Genomic DNA, 14,166 nt, shown 5'->3' with positions numbered 1-14,166 from the left:
GTGACTTACGCGGCGGGCGCGTTGACGTCCTGCGGGAGGGCGGCCTTGGCGATCGCGACGAGACCGGCGAACGCCTCGGCGTCGGAGACGGCGAGCTCGGCGAGGATCTTGCGGTCCACCTCGACACCCGCGGCCTTGAGGCCCTGGATGAAGCGGTTGTAGGTGATGTCGTTCAGACGCGCCGCGGCGTTGATGCGGGCGATCCACAGCTTGCGGAAGTCACCCTTGCGTGCCCGGCGGTCCCGGTAGGCGTAGGTGAGCGAGTGCAGCTGCTGTTCCTTGGCCTTGCGGTACAGCCGCGAACGCTGGCCGCGGTAGCCCTTGGAGGCCTCGAGGATGGAACGACGCTTCTTCTGAGCGTTGACGGCCCTTTTGACGCGTGCCATGGGTCAGTCCTTTGTCGATCTAGGGGGCGCATGCGGGCACCCGGAGATTGTCAGTTCGGTCGGCGTCCGGAATCCGGAACGCGGTCGCTGGCTAGGTCTCTCAGAGACCGAGCAGCCTCTTCACGCGCGGGACGTCGACGGACGCGACGGCCTCCGTGCCATCCAGACGACGAGTCCGGCGGGACGACTTGTGCTCGAGCAGGTGGCGACGGTTCGCCTGCTGGCGAAGCAGCTTGCCTCGGCCCGACACCTTGAATCGCTTCGAGGCGCCGCTGTGGCTCTTCATCTTCGGCATGGATTCCTCTAATCTGTCTCGTCCCGGCGGCCCTTGCGGACCGCCGGCTCTTATCGGTATTACTGCGGCGGGTCGGCCTGCTCGGCCGGAGCCGCGGCGGGCGCGCTGTCTGCGGTGGCGGCTTCAGCGGGCGCGGGGCTCGGCTGCGCAGCGGGCTGCTGCTGCCGCGGAGCTGCGGACTCCTGCTGTGCCTTCACTCGCGTCTTCGCACCCTTGTGGGGCGCGAGGACCATGGTCATGTTGCGACCGTCCTGCTTGGCCGAGGTCTCGACGAACCCCAGGTCCGCCACGTCCGCGGCGAGACGCTGCAGCAGCCGGTAGCCCAGTTCGGGCCTGGACTGCTCGCGTCCGCGGAACATGATGGTGACCTTGACCTTCGACCCCGCCTCGAGGAAGCGCATGACATGGCCCCTCTTGGTCGCGTAGTCGTGGTCGTCGATCTTCGGGCGGAGCTTCTGCTCCTTGATCACGGTCTGCACCTGGTTCTTCCGAGACTCGCGCGCCTTCTGCGCCGTCTCGTACTTGAACTTGCCGTAGTCCATGATCTTGCAGACCGGCGGACGTGCATCCGGAGCGACCTCGACGAGATCGAGATCTGCCTCCATGGCGACGCGTAGTGCATCTTCAACACGCACGATCCCAACCTGCTCGCCGCTGGGTCCGATCAAGCGAACCTCGGGAACACGGATGCGATCGTTGATGCGGGTCTCAGTGCTGATGGGGCCTCCTAGGTCAAGCGGTGTCGTCAAGACGACCGCACGCAATAACTGCAACCCCTTTTCAACACAAAAGCCCCGGAGCGGTATTCCGCGTCGGGGCCCGAGGTCGACCGGTCAGCGCATGCCAAAGACTCGCATGCGATCTTGTCCACGCGGTTCTCGTGAGAGAACCCCGGCACAAGAAACCCGCCTCCGAGAAGGCGGGTGACCGGACCGTTTGACCTGACGATCGCTCGTCGGTAACGGTGGGAGTCGGGCTCCACTTATCAGCCCCGGGCTCGAAATCTTGGAAGAAGACACAACCAGGGGCGGTCGTCAGCAGAAAGTCTAACATTGCGTTCGGCTATCGCCGAATCGCGGTAAACCGCTTGCCCGCGCGCACGGGTGCCTGCCACGCTCCCCCGGTGTCTACTTCACGCCGTGACCTGCTCCGATGGCAGTTCGAACTCACCTGGTCGCTCGCCGAACTCCATCTCGACGCGCTGCGCGTCGAGGACTTCGGCTGGGCACCCGCCGAGCACCACTGGCCAGTACGCCCCGACGCCGACGGCGTGTGGCGGCCGGACTGGGCCGACACCGAGCCGGACCCCATCCCGGTGCCGACCATCGGCTGGCTCAGCTGGCATATCGACTGGTGGTGGAGCGCGGCCATCGACCATCTCGCGGGCCGGACCCCACCCGACCGCGAAGACGTGCACTGGCCGGGCGACGGCGTCGCGGCGGTGGCGCAGCTGCGCTGGCTGCGCGACACCTGGCTGAGCGCACTGGACGAGCTGACCGAGGCCGACCTCGACCGGCCCGCGGCCTATCCGTGGCCCGCCGACGCGGGTTTGACGGTGGCGCACCTGGCGAGCTGGGTGAACTCGGAGCTGATGAAGAACGTCGCGGAGATCGGCCAGCTCCGACTCCTTCGAGCGGCCTCGCTAGCCTCATAGTTATGACTGAAGAGCTCGACAACTCCGTGCGCGAACTGGCCGACATCCCGGCGGTGGAGGTGATCAGCCGGGCCGCGGTGATGCTGATGAGCTCGGCGGCGGAGAAGCTCGGACTCGCGGACGAGGATCCGGAAACCAGCACGCGGCGCGATCTGGACGAGGCGCGCCGGGTGATCACGGCGCTGGCCGGGCTGGTGACGGCGTCGGTGGAGTACCTCGGGCCGCACGCGGGGCCGATTCGTGAGGGATTGCAGTCGTTGCAACGTGCGTTCCGGGAAGCGTCGGCGCATCCGGACGAGCCGGGTAAGGGGCCGGGCGAGAAGTACACGGGGCCCGTCTACTGATTCTGCACGCGTTGCGGCAGCAGTGACCTGCACTTTGCCGGTTCACTGCTCTCGATAATTTTGCCCGGCGGGAAATTTTGCCCGGCGGGCAAGTTTTTGCCGTAAGCTGGTGGCATGCCCGATGAAGAAGTGCTCGGTCTGCGCGAACGCAAGAAGCTCGATACCCGCATGGCGCTCAGCGACGCGGCGCTGGAGCTTGCCTTCGAGCGCGGTCTGGACAACGTCACCCGCGAGGACATCGCGCAGCGTGCCGGTGTCTCGGTGCGCACCTTCAACAACTACTTCACCGGCAAGTACGACGCCATCATTTACCGGCAGTCGGTCCGAATCCGGCGCAGCCTGGCGGCATTTCGCGAACGCCCGGCGGACGAACCGCTCTGGAGCGCGCTCACCGCGGCGCTGCTCGAGCCGCTCGAAGCCGAACAGGCCGAGTTCCGCGTCCCCACCGCCGCCCAGCTGGCCGAAGTCCGGAAACTGTTCCGCGCGCCCGAATTACGCTCCGCGCTGTTCACCGGAGTGACCGAGGACTGGCTCGAGCTGATCGCGGAGCGCACCGGGACCGACCCGCTGCGTGATGTCTATCCACGACTGGTGACCGGCATGATCGGCACCGTCATCGATGCGGCCATGGTGGCGTACGCGCACGCGGACCCGCCGGTCCCCATCGCCCCGCTGCTGCGCCGCGCCCTCGACCACGTCGCCGCGGGGCTGCCCGAACCGCCGCGCTGACCTGACCACTAGAACTCATCATCGAACAAGGGGTGTATTTGTCATGCCTGAAAACTCTGCCGCTGTAGTCATTTCCGGTGCCGGACCGAACGGGTTGCTGCTCGCCGGTGAGCTCGCGTTGGCCGGCGTGCGGGCGATCGTGCTGGAGGAACTGCCCGCGCCGAGTAATGAGCCGAAGGCGAACGGCCTTGTCGGCCAAGTTATTCGGCTGCTGGACATGCGCGGGCTGTATCACGAGTTCGGTGGTGCACCCGGGGCGCCGCAGCCGCTGCCCCGGTATTTCTTTGCCGGGCTGCGGTTGTCGTTCGCCGAGCTGCCGGACAATCCGATGGCCATACTCGCGATCCCGCAGCCGAAACTCGTTCGCCTGCTGGAGAAGTGGGTGCGCGGGTTGGGTGTCGAGATCCGGTGGGGGCATCGGCTCACCGAGTCCACCCAGCAGGACGCGGGCGTCATCGTCACGGTGGCCGGGCCCGAGGGCGACTATCGACTCGACACCACTTTCCTGGTCGGCGCCGACGGCGGCAAGAGCCTGGTCCGCAAGCAGGCCGGTATCGAATTCCCCGGGCACACCGCGACGGACAGCGTCGTGCGGATGGGACACGTCTGGCTGCCCGACGAGCTGCGGACCGCCGACGGTGGCGTCGAGGTGCCCGGTTTCGGGCGACTTCCATTCGGACACAACCGGCTCGAACGCGGCGGGTTCGTCTTCGCCGAACTCGAACCGGGACGGCCGCTCGTCGCGAGCATGGAGTTCGGTGTCGAGCCGGTGCCCGAAGGCACGCCGATGACCATCGAGGAACTGCGCGCGGGCGTGCGCCGAGTACTCGGCGTCGACCTGCCGATCGAGGCACCGCGCGGTCCGGGACCACATGCGTTGCGCCGCATCGACAATCAGAACACCCGGCAAGCCGAGCGGTACCGGTCGGGCAACGTATTCCTGGTCGGCGACGCGGCACACGTGCACTCCGGAATCGGCGGGCCCGGACTCAATCTCGGACTCCAGGATGCCGCCAACCTCGGCTGGAAGCTCGCCGCCGAGATCAACGGGTGGGCGCCCGACGGCCTGCTGGACACCTACCACGCCGAGCGGCATCCGGTCGGGGTCCGCGTCATGATGAGTTCCCTGGCCCAAACCGCGCTGTTCGCACCGGGCCCCGAGGTCACCGCGCTGCGCACACTGTTCGACGAGCTGCTGCGGGAGCCGGAGAACACCGCTTACATCGCGCGGTTGATGTCCGGGTCGGACACCCGCTACGAGGTGGGTGACAACCATCCGCTGTCCGGGCGGATGGTGCCGGAGCTCGCCCTCGAAACCGCCGGTGGTACACAGCGAGTCGCGGAAGTGCTGCGGAAGGCGCGGCCGGTGTTGCTCACGCTCAACGGTGCCCGCGCCGACGGAACTGCCGGTAACAGTGCCCGGGACCGTGCCGGGGTCGGGGCTTACGCCGATGTCGCAGCAGGTTGGCGCGACCGGGTCGACACCGTGGACGCGACGACTTCCGACGCACCCGCCGCGGCAATGCTGATCCGGCCGGACGGGTACGTGGCGTGGGCGGCCAACGGTGACGCGCAATCCGACGCGGAACGCCTGCGCGAAGCGTTGACCCGCTGGTTCGGTTCGCCACACAACTGATCCCCTAGCGGCAAGCACAGGGCACCCCAGGCCGCAGACCTGCGTCAGGAGGGAGTGGGCTGGGGTGCGCGCCTTTCGAGGAGGAAATCGGCTACTGCCTCGGTCTGGCCGAGGATGGCGTGGCCGACATCGGGGAGCACGCGCACTGTCGCGTTCGGGACGCACCGGCGCACGCGTTCGGCGGTGGCCGCGGAGTCGATCATGACGTCGCGGTCACCGACCAGCACCAGCATCGGCATGGTGAGCCCGCGCAATGCGTCGTCGGAGAAGATGGGGAGTCGCTCGGTGCGCGGCTTGAACTGGGTGAAGGTCAGCACGATCTCGTCCAAGGTTTCTTCGGTCAGCGGCACGTCCAGGCCGGTCATGGTGCGGGCGGTCCGCCGGACACCGCGGTGTCCGAAGAGGCTCAGGAACAAGGCTTTCGGTAGCCAGCCCATCTTTTGCGCGCCGATACCGCCGGGGCACAGCAGGGCGAGCCGGGGTATCCGTTCCGGACGGCGGATGGCGTAGTCCAGGGCCACCCAGCCGCCGAGCGACGTTGCCACGACCGAAATCGTGCTGAGCCCAAGGCCTTCCAGCACATCATCGAGCCACTGCGCGAGGCGATCGGAGTCGAGCGGCGGGCGCGACGGTGCACTGCCGCCGGGCTCACCGATGATGTCCACTGCGTAGGTGCGGAAATGTGTTGCCCAGGAGGCGATATCGCCGCGCCACATCGTCGCATTCGCGCCTGACCCGTGCAGGATCAGTAGCGGTGGCGCGTCCTGCGGGCCGGACGCCACGACGAAGGTCTCCCCCTCGCGGGTCGGCACGCGCAGGTGCTCGGCCGGTACCGGCCAGGTCTGCAGCAGTTCCGCGTAGCGCTGCCGGATCTGCGCGGCGCCTTTCTCGGACTTGTAGATCTTCTGCTCGCTCATGATGCGAGCACCCCTTCCATGTAGTCGAACAGCCGTGCCGTGTCCGCAAGACCGCCCAGGACGATGACTTTCATCCGCGCCCGCTCCGCGTCGTACATCGTCTCGATCCGCAGCGGCTCGTCATCGGAGGACCGGGTGTTGGCCGCGCCGATCAGCAGGGTCGTCAGCCGATCGGCCATCCCGGGATCGACCGCGTCGACCTGAACGATGCTCGACACCTCCACGTACCGCTGCCGCTCGACCGCCTCTCGCAGCGGTGCGGGCACCGGACGGCCGGTGAAGGCTTCCAGATCCTCGTGCGCGATCCGGTACTGCTTACCGATCCGGACCGCGGTGAGCCGCCCGTCGCGCACGTAATTGCGGATTGTGCGGACGTGCAGGCCGAGGCGTTCGGCGACCTGCTCCACGGAGTAGAGGCGATCATTCACTCAACTACCCTAAGCTTCCCTACCTGTCTGCACAATAGGGAAGTTTAAGGAAATTAGGGAAGCGTGGGTCGCCTCGCGGATGCCGACGAGGTAGGGCAAGGTAGGCCCATGGCTACACGGATAGTTCTGGTCCCCGGATTCTGGCTCGGCGCTTGGGCCTGGGACGAGGTCGCCGCCGACCTGCGCGAGCGCGGCAACGAAGTACGAGCACTCACCCTGCCGGGCCTGGATCCCGCTGACCCCGAACGGCTTTCAGCCACGCTGGAAACGCAAGCCCAAGCAATCATCGACGCTGTACCGGCCGAAGAAACCGCCGTGCTCGTCTCGCACTCCGGCGGCGCCGCACCCGCCTACCTCGCCACCGACCGCGCGCCGGACCGCTTCCACCGCGCGATCTACGTCGACTCAGCTCCCCTGCCCGCCGGCTTCGCCATCAACCCCGCACTCGCCGAACTCGGCCCCGAATGGCTGCTCCCCGACTGGCCGCAACTGGAAGAGACCGGCAACAGCCTCGAAGGCTTGGACGAGGCCGCGCTGAACCGCTTCCGCGAACGCGCCGTCGGCGAACCGACCACCATCGCCGCCGGCCCCCTGGAACTCAGCGACTCCCCCGCACGCCTCTCGATACCCACCACCATCATCTGCAACAGCATCACCGCCGAACTCGCCAAGAAGTTCCGCGACAGCGGCGAAGTCCCCGACTTCACCGAACTCACCCGCATCGACGCCGACTACATCGACCTCCCCACCGGCCACTGGCCCATGTGGTCCAAGCCGAAAGAACTCGCCGACCTCATCCACACGGTCGCCAACCGAACAGCGCAATAGCCGCACCCTCACTCGGGATCCGCACTGATTACGGGCCCCTGAAGTCACTGCGGATCCCGAGAACCGGTGCGGGACTTAGCAACCGGCGCCTGCAGACCCCGAGAACCGGCGCGTTTCCAGATAGCCGGTGCGGTTCAGCCTGCGAGCTGGCGGCGGAACCATTCAGTCAGTCCGGCGTCCACCGCGCGGGCCGTCGGCAGTTGGGGTGCGGGTTCGATGCCGGGCTCTTCGGCGAGTGGGTGCGCCAGACCGGGGATCGAGAGCAGTTCGGCACCGTCCCCGATCGCGTCGACGAGCTCGAACGCGTCGGCACGCAGCGCGGGATGATCCTCCTCGCCACTGACCACCAGCAGCGGTGCGCGGCCGGCGAGGAGGCCCGCCTTGGCGATGAAATCCAAACTGTCGACGGCTTTCTCGGACTCGGCGTCGTACGGATAGTCGCCGGGGAACAGGTCGACGACGGATCGCATCCGGATGGCGGCGTTCACGACGGCGCCGGCGAAGATCGGCGTCTCGGTTTCGGCGAGGACTCGCAGCGCGACGGCACCGCCCAGCGAACCACCGAGCACACCGATCGGGCCGTCGCCGACCGGCAACTGCTCCCGGATCGACGCCAGCGCGGCCGGGAACTCCTCGGTCGCCTGCACAACGAACGCGTGCAGGAACGACATCAGCACGTCCTCGCGCACCAATGCCATACCGGCGTCCATGCTGCCGTCGACCATCCGCGCCCCGCACATCGGCATCCCGAGGTGTACCCGCCAGGCGGGCAGACCGTGCATCGGCAACGCGGCGGCGAACGCCGCGTCCGACCTCGGCGCGTCCAGCATGTGCCAGGTGACGATCAACGGCGCGGGGGCGTCGCCGGTCGGCGGCAGCGCGGTGAACGGCACGCCCGCGGCGGTGCCCGTGATCGGTGAATGCATGCCGTCACGGTAGAGCCGCACCCCCGCGGGCGGGAACCGATTTCGCCACCAGCAGAAGCGGTTAGGCCGCACTCCGCGGGACGTTGACGGTGACGGTGTCGATGTGGCAGCGGCGCCCGTCGACGGTCGGCGGGGAGATGGTGCCGCCCGTTCCGGTGTAGGTGAGTTCCGGGTTCAGACAGCTCTGCGCGGCTTCGTCACGGAAGGTGAGCGTGGTGCCGGAGAACACCAGCCGATTGGCGAGTCGCGCGTTGTCCCATGGTTCGATCGCGAACAACGCCATGTTCTGGGCTTGCTTGCGCAGATTGATCGAGTAGCGCACCGAACCCGCTTGTCCCGTAATGGTTTGCGTCCAGAGGCCGGTCGACTGGTCCAGGGCGATGTCCATCTCCAGCACCTCCCCCACCTTCACCGACATCGCGCGCCCCGAATGGCACCCGCGGTAGCGCGGATCGTTGGAATACACGTTGACGTACTGCCCGGAGATCCACCACGTCGAGTACGTCGGCGGCTGCTGCACCGGCGCGCAGGCCGGCCCCCACGTCAGCACCGGCTGCAACACACCCAGCCCGATCGGATAGTAATTCCTCCCCCCTTCCCGAGGCTCGAGCCCCGGCCACAAAAACATCGTCCCCACCCGCGCCGGTTTCGGCGGCACCGTGAACCGCGTCTGCATCCGCACGAATTCATTGGCCACCGGAATTTTGAAATACACCCGCGACTGCTGATCCGGCTCCAGCGGCACCGGTTGCGTACTCGACGCACCAGGCGGAGCCGGCACCCCCGGTGGCTCCGCGAAAGAACTCGGCAACGCAACGAAACCCATTGCCACCGTAGCGATTACACCCGAAACAAGATACCGAGCCGCAGCCCGACGAATAAGATTCATACTTCCCCATGAAAACACAACAATTACCCCCGGTGAACGCCCCCAACTGGGGACCCCCAAACCCCCAGCCCATCCCTCCCCAATCCCCCTGACACAGAAAGGAATTCCCCGACAAATAGTCCTTCTAAATCATTGTAGTAACTGCCATTGCGCCACAAAGCGTTTCATCACACGGCGGTGTCGCTATCGGTGATCTCGTCCATCAGCATGCGCAGCGTCAGTGAATGTTTTTCGGGCGGTAGCGCATGCAAGGCCGCGCGGGCCAGGCGGACACCTTCGGGTTTGTCGCCAGCACGAACCAGCATCAAGCCGCGATGCATCGCGAGGTGGGTGGCGAAGCGGGGCAAGGTCGCGGGGAGTTCGGCGTGCGCGTCATCTTGGGCGCGTACTGCGGTGCGTTCGTCACCGAGACGCGCGGCGAGAAGGGACAAAAAGACATTCACACGCCACCAGGGCACCGCATAGTCGGATGTCTGCTCATCGGATCCGGACCGATCGAATGCTCTGCGGCCGTCCGCGATCAATCGGCGGGCGGTACCGGTGTCGCCCTGCACTGCCGCCGCGTGCGATTTGCCCCAGGTGGCATTGACCCTGCCCAGGCTAGGCCGGTCAGTGATGCCGAGGGCCTGGTCGGCGAACATATGCGCCGTGGGTAAGGCGGCACCTTCATAGCCGAGCGCGATGGCGGCACGACCACGTACCCAGACGCGCATAGCTGTATCCCCCGATCGGTCGGCGGCTTCGGCAGCCTTCCGATACCAGTTCACGGCCTTATTGCCATCCGAACCCGGGTAGGTCTTCGCGTAGAGCGTCATCAGCCGCGCGGCGACCGCCCACAGGCGCGGTGTGTCCAGTTGTTGTTGCAGGACAACGAGATCGGCGGCCAGTCGGCGTTGAATATCGGCCGCGCCCATACTCATGTAGTCGGTCCCGTAGGTGACCAGCCGGTCTTCCCATGCCTCGACATCAGGTCCGGTGGCGTGCAGCCGCGCTGAAAACCCTTGCGCCAAAAGCTCGGACGCCACCACCGGTGCGACCGCAGTCGCCCCGAGATGAGACAGGAATTCGCGCCGATGCACATCGGCCGCCAACAGTTCGGTCGGACAATCCAGCACAGCGGCCAAGTGCGCCAGCCAGAATGGCGACGGTTCGGTCGCACCAGATTCCCAACGGCGAGAAATGTATTCACGACTTATGTTGGTTCCAGAGCGATGACATAGTTCATCGGCGAGCCTGCCTTGCGACCAGCCCTTGGCCAGACGAAGTTCCCGGATGAGATGTCCGGTACTGCTGCTCATAGGTCGATCATTCCAGGGACGCGCAGCATGCGGCGCGATCGTCGCCCTGATGCCACTACCGATGCCACTACCCCTGGTGCGGGCGAAGCGGCGGGCGGAGGCACAGGCGCGCCAGAATCCGATGCCACCACCGTTGCCACTGCGATCGGTACAGCCCGACGACCAAGCTTTACCGCAGGACACCCGCACCTGCCAAAAGCCCGATCCTTGGGGCCCGCCGTGAATTCGCCGGTGCAGGACGTGTCCCGACTCGACGACAGGGGTGGCAGCGGTGGGGTTCAACTGGTGGCGGGAAGCCGAGCCGGACGGCATGTCCGTGCAAGACATCGTGGACCGCGTTCAGGCCGATGGAGAGCTGAGCGTCGGCGTGCCGAGTCCCACGGCACCGGACCCGGTCTGCACGACGCACCCGACCAGCCGCTGACTGTGTCCGATGCGCATTGGACTATGCAGCGGCATCGCGGATGCCGGATACAAGACTGCCCACGGAAGGCGGCCGCCCGGCAGGTGTTGATAGCTGCCGGGCGGATGAGCCCGGATTCGGCACGGGAGTACTGAGAAAACAGGTCCGGCACAACGTGATTCGCGCACGGCCGGGCCAGCGTTGCGAGCGTTTCCGGACACCGACGAGTACCGGGCGCCGACCGACGGATGGGCGTGAACAACGGTCGCGCCCCGGCTATTCGGCGGGGCGCGAACGCGGTGTACTCAGCGCAGCGCGGCCGCTTTGCGCGCCAAACGCTTGGTGGCGGTTTTCGCCGCCGCTTGCGCTTCGGTCGGCTTGTCGGCCGCCTTGGTGGCTTTCTTCGCGGGGGCCTTTTTGGCGGCCGCCTTGGTGGGCGATGCCTTTGCCGCCACCTTCTTCGCGGGCGCCTTCTTGGGGGCGTCAGCTTGTTCCAGCGCTTCGCGGAGGAACTGTCCGGTGTAGCTTTCGGCTACGGCGGCAACGTCTTCCGGGGTGCCTTCGGCGACGACCATGCCGCCGCCGGAGCCACCTTCGGGTCCCATGTCGATCACCCAGTCGGCGGTCTTGATGACGTCGAGGTTGTGTTCGATGACGATGACGGTGTTGCCCTTGTCGACGAGGCCGTTGATCACCTTGAGCAGCTTGCGGATGTCTTCGAAGTGCAGGCCGGTGGTCGGTTCGTCGAGGATGTAGACGGTGCGGCCGGTGGAGCGCTTCTGGAGTTCGGCGGACAGTTTCACGCGCTGGGCTTCGCCGCCGGACAGGGTGGGGGCGCTCTGGCCGAGGCGGACGTAGCCGAGGCCGACGTCCACCAGGGTCTTGAGGTAGCGGTGGATGGAGCTGATGGGCTCGAAGAACTCCGCGCCCTCCTCGATCGACATGTCGAGGACCTCGGCGATGGTCTTGCCCTTGTAGTGCACCTCGAGGGTTTCCCGGTTGTAGCGGGCACCGTGGCAGACCTCGCACGGGACATACACGTCCGGCAGGAAGTTCATCTCGATCTTCAGGGTGCCGTCACCGGAGCACGCCTCGCAGCGACCACCCTTGACGTTGAAGGAGAATCGGCCCGGCTGGTAGCCGCGCACCTTCGCCTCGGTGGTCGATGCGAACAGGGTGCGGATCTTGTCGAACACCCCGGTGTAGGTGGCCGGGTTGGAGCGCGGGGTGCGGCCGATCGGCGACTGGTCCACCTGAACCAGCTTGTCCAGGTCGTCCAGACCCTTGATCCTGGTGTGCCTGCCCGGCACCTGCCGCGCACCGTTCAGCTTGTTCGCCAGCACGGTCGCCAGAATGTCGTTGACCAGCGTCGACTTGCCGGAACCCGAAACGCCGGTGACCGCGGTGAGCACACCGAGCGGGAAGTTGACGTCGATCCCGCGCAGATTGTGCTCGGTCGCGCCGACCACGGTGAGCAGCCGCTTCTTGTCGATCGGGCGCCGAACCAGCGGCAGCTCGATCCGCTCACGGCCGGAAAGGTATGCGCCGGTGAGGGATTCGGGCTCGGTGAGCAGTTCCTGGTAGGGACCGCTGTGCACCACGCGCCCGCCGTGCTCGCCGGCCAGCGGGCCGATGTCGACCACCCAGTCGGAGGCGCGGATGGTGTCCTCGTCGTGTTCGACGACGATCAGCGTATTGCCGAGATTGCGCAGCCGGGTGAGGGTTTCGATGAGCCGCCGGTTGTCCCGCTGGTGCAGGCCGATGGACGGTTCGTCGAGCACGTAGAGCACGCCGACCAGTCCGGAGCCGATCTGGGTGGCGAGCCGGATGCGTTGCGCCTCACCGCCGGACAGCGTCGCCGCGGCCCGGGAGAGCGACAGGTATTCCAAGCCGACGTCGAGCAGGAACCCGAGCCGCGCCTGTACTTCCTTGAGCACCTGCCCGGCGATCGCGGCCTCCCGCTCGCCCAGCGTGAGCGAGTTCAGGAACTTCGAGCACTCCCCGATGGACAGGTCGCTGACCTCGGCGATGGACTTGTTGTCGCCACCGGCGTTGATGGTGACCGCGAGGATCTCCGGGCGCAGCCGGGCACCGTCACAGACCGGGCACGGCACGTCGCGCATGTACCCGTCGTAGTGCTCCTTCATCTGCTCGGACTCGGTGCTCTCCATGCGCCGCTGCAGGAACGGCATCACGCCCTCGAAATCGGCGTAGTAGGAACGCTTCCGGCCGTAGCGGTTGGTGTAGGAGACGTGCACCTGGTCGGAGCTGCCCTCGAGCACGGCCTTGCGCGCCTTGAGCGGCAGCTTCTCCCACGGGGTGTCCATCGAGAAACCGACGGCCTCGGCCAGGCCGGAGAGCAGCCGGGTGAAGTACTCCGCGGTCTGCCCGCGCGACCAGGGCGCGATGGCGCCGTCGTTCAAGCTCAGCGCCGGGTCGGGCACCACCAGATCCGGGTCGACCTCTTTGCGGATGCCGAGTCCGGTGCAGTCCGGGCAGGCACCGTAGGGCGAGTTGAACGAGAACGACCGGGGTTCCAGGTCTTCGATGTCGAGCGGGTGCCCGTTCGGGCAGGCCAGCCGCTCGGAGAAGCGGCGCTCCCGATCGTGCGCGTGCTCGTCCCGGTCGACGAAGTCGAGCACGACGATGCCGTCGGCCAGCCGCAGCGCGGTCTCGATCGAGTCGGTGAGGCGCTGTTTGGAGTTGTGCTTGACGGACAGGCGGTCGACGACCACCTCGACGTCGTGCTTCTCCTGCTTCTTCAGCTTCGGCGGATCGGTCAGCGGATACACCACGCCGTCGACCCGGACCCGGGAGTAGCCCTGGGTGTTCAACTGGTCGAACAGGTCTACGAACTCGCCCTTGCGGGTGCGCACCACCGGCGCGAGCACCTGGAACTTGATGCCCTCCTCCATGGCGAGCACCTGGTCGACGATCTGCTGCGGGGTCTGCTTGGCGATCAGCTCGCCACACACCGGGCAGTGCGGGGTGCCGGCGCGCGCGTACAGCAGGCGCAGGTAGTCGTACACCTCGGTGATGGTGCCGACGGTCGAGCGCGGGTTGCGGTTGGTCGACTTCTGGTCGATCGACACCGCGGGCGAGAGGCCCTCGATGAAGTCGACGTCGGGCTTGTCCATCTGCCCGAGGAACTGACGCGCGTACGCCGACAGCGACTCCACGTACCGCCGCTGTCCCTCGGCGAAGATCGTGTCGAACGCCAGACTCGACTTGCCGGAGCCGGACAGTCCGGTGAACACGATGAGACTGTCGCGGGGCAGGTCGAGGTCGACCCCCTTCAGGTTGTGCTCCCGAGCTCCGCGCACAGTGAGGCGTTCCGCCACCAGGTGTTTCCCTTCTCGATCGTGTTCAGAGGAACCGACAAACGGCGTCCAGACGTATCCGGCCGTCATGCTAAACGCGCCCACCGACAAGT

General features: G+C 66.7%; 15 protein-coding genes. 6 read left to right on the top strand and 9 right to left on the bottom strand.

Annotation, left to right across the window (positions count from 1 at the left end):
* Nucleotides 1-5: 5 nt before the first annotated feature.
* The 3 genes from rplT to infC form a co-directional block, all read right to left on the bottom strand.
* Nucleotides 6-386, bottom strand: a complete 381-nt coding sequence (rplT, locus tag IBX18_RS21550; RefSeq protein ID WP_107655317.1) for a 50S ribosomal protein L20 — start codon at nucleotides 384-386, stop codon at nucleotides 6-8.
* Between the two features lie 100 nt (nucleotides 387-486).
* On the bottom strand, nucleotides 487-681 hold the full coding sequence (rpmI, locus tag IBX18_RS21545) for a 50S ribosomal protein L35 (RefSeq protein WP_135236040.1): 195 nt from the start codon (nucleotides 679-681) through the stop codon (nucleotides 487-489).
* Between the two features lie 59 nt (nucleotides 682-740).
* Entirely contained in the window at nucleotides 741-1,454 is a 714-nt protein-coding gene (gene infC, locus IBX18_RS21540; RefSeq protein ID WP_186818372.1) for a translation initiation factor IF-3, read from the bottom strand.
* A gap of 350 nt (nucleotides 1,455-1,804) precedes the next feature.
* Between infC and IBX18_RS21535 the strand changes: the two genes are divergently transcribed.
* The 4 genes from IBX18_RS21535 (at nucleotide 1,805) to IBX18_RS21520 (ending at nucleotide 5,044) form a co-directional block, all read left to right on the top strand.
* A complete protein-coding gene (locus IBX18_RS21535; protein ID WP_194835345.1) occupies nucleotides 1,805-2,335 on the top strand; it encodes a DinB family protein in 531 nt (176 codons plus the stop codon).
* Between the two features lie 2 nt (nucleotides 2,336-2,337).
* Complete coding sequence (locus tag IBX18_RS21530) at nucleotides 2,338-2,679, top strand: DUF1844 domain-containing protein (RefSeq protein ID WP_107655315.1); 342 nt, start codon at nucleotides 2,338-2,340, stop codon at nucleotides 2,677-2,679.
* A 114-nt stretch (nucleotides 2,680-2,793) separates the two neighbouring features.
* Nucleotides 2,794-3,408 (top strand): TetR/AcrR family transcriptional regulator, encoded by a 615-nt coding sequence (locus tag IBX18_RS21525; protein WP_194835344.1) that lies wholly within the window; start codon nucleotides 2,794-2,796, stop codon nucleotides 3,406-3,408.
* A 43-nt stretch (nucleotides 3,409-3,451) separates the two neighbouring features.
* Nucleotides 3,452-5,044 carry an FAD-dependent monooxygenase gene (locus tag IBX18_RS21520; RefSeq protein ID WP_194835343.1) on the top strand — a complete coding sequence of 531 codons (1,593 nt, stop codon included), beginning with the start codon at nucleotides 3,452-3,454 and terminating at the stop codon, nucleotides 5,042-5,044.
* A 44-nt stretch (nucleotides 5,045-5,088) separates the two neighbouring features.
* Here the strand turns inward: IBX18_RS21520 and IBX18_RS21515 are convergent, their stop codons facing one another.
* Together IBX18_RS21515 and IBX18_RS21510 are read right to left on the bottom strand one after the other, a co-directional pair.
* Entirely contained in the window at nucleotides 5,089-5,961 is an 873-nt protein-coding gene (locus tag IBX18_RS21515; RefSeq protein ID WP_194835342.1) for an alpha/beta fold hydrolase, read from the bottom strand.
* On the bottom strand, nucleotides 5,958-6,389 hold the full coding sequence (locus tag IBX18_RS21510) for a helix-turn-helix domain-containing protein (RefSeq protein ID WP_194835341.1): 432 nt from the start codon (nucleotides 6,387-6,389) through the stop codon (nucleotides 5,958-5,960). Before IBX18_RS21510 ends, IBX18_RS21515 begins: the two co-directional genes overlap by 4 nt.
* A gap of 108 nt (nucleotides 6,390-6,497) precedes the next feature.
* Between IBX18_RS21510 and IBX18_RS21505 the strand changes: the two genes are divergently transcribed.
* The gene (locus IBX18_RS21505) at nucleotides 6,498-7,217 is read left to right on the top strand and encodes an alpha/beta fold hydrolase (protein WP_194835340.1); all 720 of its coding nucleotides are present in this window, start codon (nucleotides 6,498-6,500) and stop codon (nucleotides 7,215-7,217) included.
* Nucleotides 7,218-7,351: 134 nt separating this feature from the next.
* On the opposite strand, the gene IBX18_RS21500 is transcribed toward IBX18_RS21505, so the two are convergent.
* The 3 genes from IBX18_RS21500 to IBX18_RS21490 form a co-directional block, all read right to left on the bottom strand.
* Nucleotides 7,352-8,143, bottom strand: coding sequence for a S9 family peptidase (locus IBX18_RS21500; RefSeq protein ID WP_194835339.1), 792 nt, complete (start codon nucleotides 8,141-8,143; stop codon nucleotides 7,352-7,354).
* A 61-nt stretch (nucleotides 8,144-8,204) separates the two neighbouring features.
* Nucleotides 8,205-8,924 carry a hypothetical protein gene (locus tag IBX18_RS21495; protein ID WP_194835338.1) on the bottom strand — a complete coding sequence of 240 codons (720 nt, stop codon included), beginning with the start codon at nucleotides 8,922-8,924 and terminating at the stop codon, nucleotides 8,205-8,207.
* 275 nt (nucleotides 8,925-9,199) lie between these two features.
* On the bottom strand, nucleotides 9,200-10,330 hold the full coding sequence (locus tag IBX18_RS21490) for a helix-turn-helix transcriptional regulator (RefSeq protein WP_194835337.1): 1,131 nt from the start codon (nucleotides 10,328-10,330) through the stop codon (nucleotides 9,200-9,202).
* 271 nt (nucleotides 10,331-10,601) lie between these two features.
* Here IBX18_RS21490 and IBX18_RS21485 point away from each other — a divergent pair, with 271 nt between their 5' ends.
* Complete coding sequence (locus tag IBX18_RS21485) at nucleotides 10,602-10,754, top strand: hypothetical protein (protein ID WP_194835336.1); 153 nt, start codon at nucleotides 10,602-10,604, stop codon at nucleotides 10,752-10,754.
* A 284-nt stretch (nucleotides 10,755-11,038) separates the two neighbouring features.
* On the opposite strand, the gene uvrA is transcribed toward IBX18_RS21485, so the two are convergent.
* Nucleotides 11,039-14,074, bottom strand: a complete 3,036-nt coding sequence (gene uvrA / locus IBX18_RS21480; RefSeq protein WP_194835335.1) for an excinuclease ABC subunit UvrA — start codon at nucleotides 14,072-14,074, stop codon at nucleotides 11,039-11,041.
* Nucleotides 14,075-14,166 lie beyond the last annotated feature (92 nt).

The sequence above is a fragment of the Nocardia sp. XZ_19_369 genome, from assembly GCF_015355715.1.
Lineage (GTDB): Bacteria > Actinomycetota > Actinomycetes > Mycobacteriales > Mycobacteriaceae > Nocardia.
Note: the sequence above shows the minus strand (reverse complement) of the source record. Positions and strands in the feature narration are given on the sequence as shown.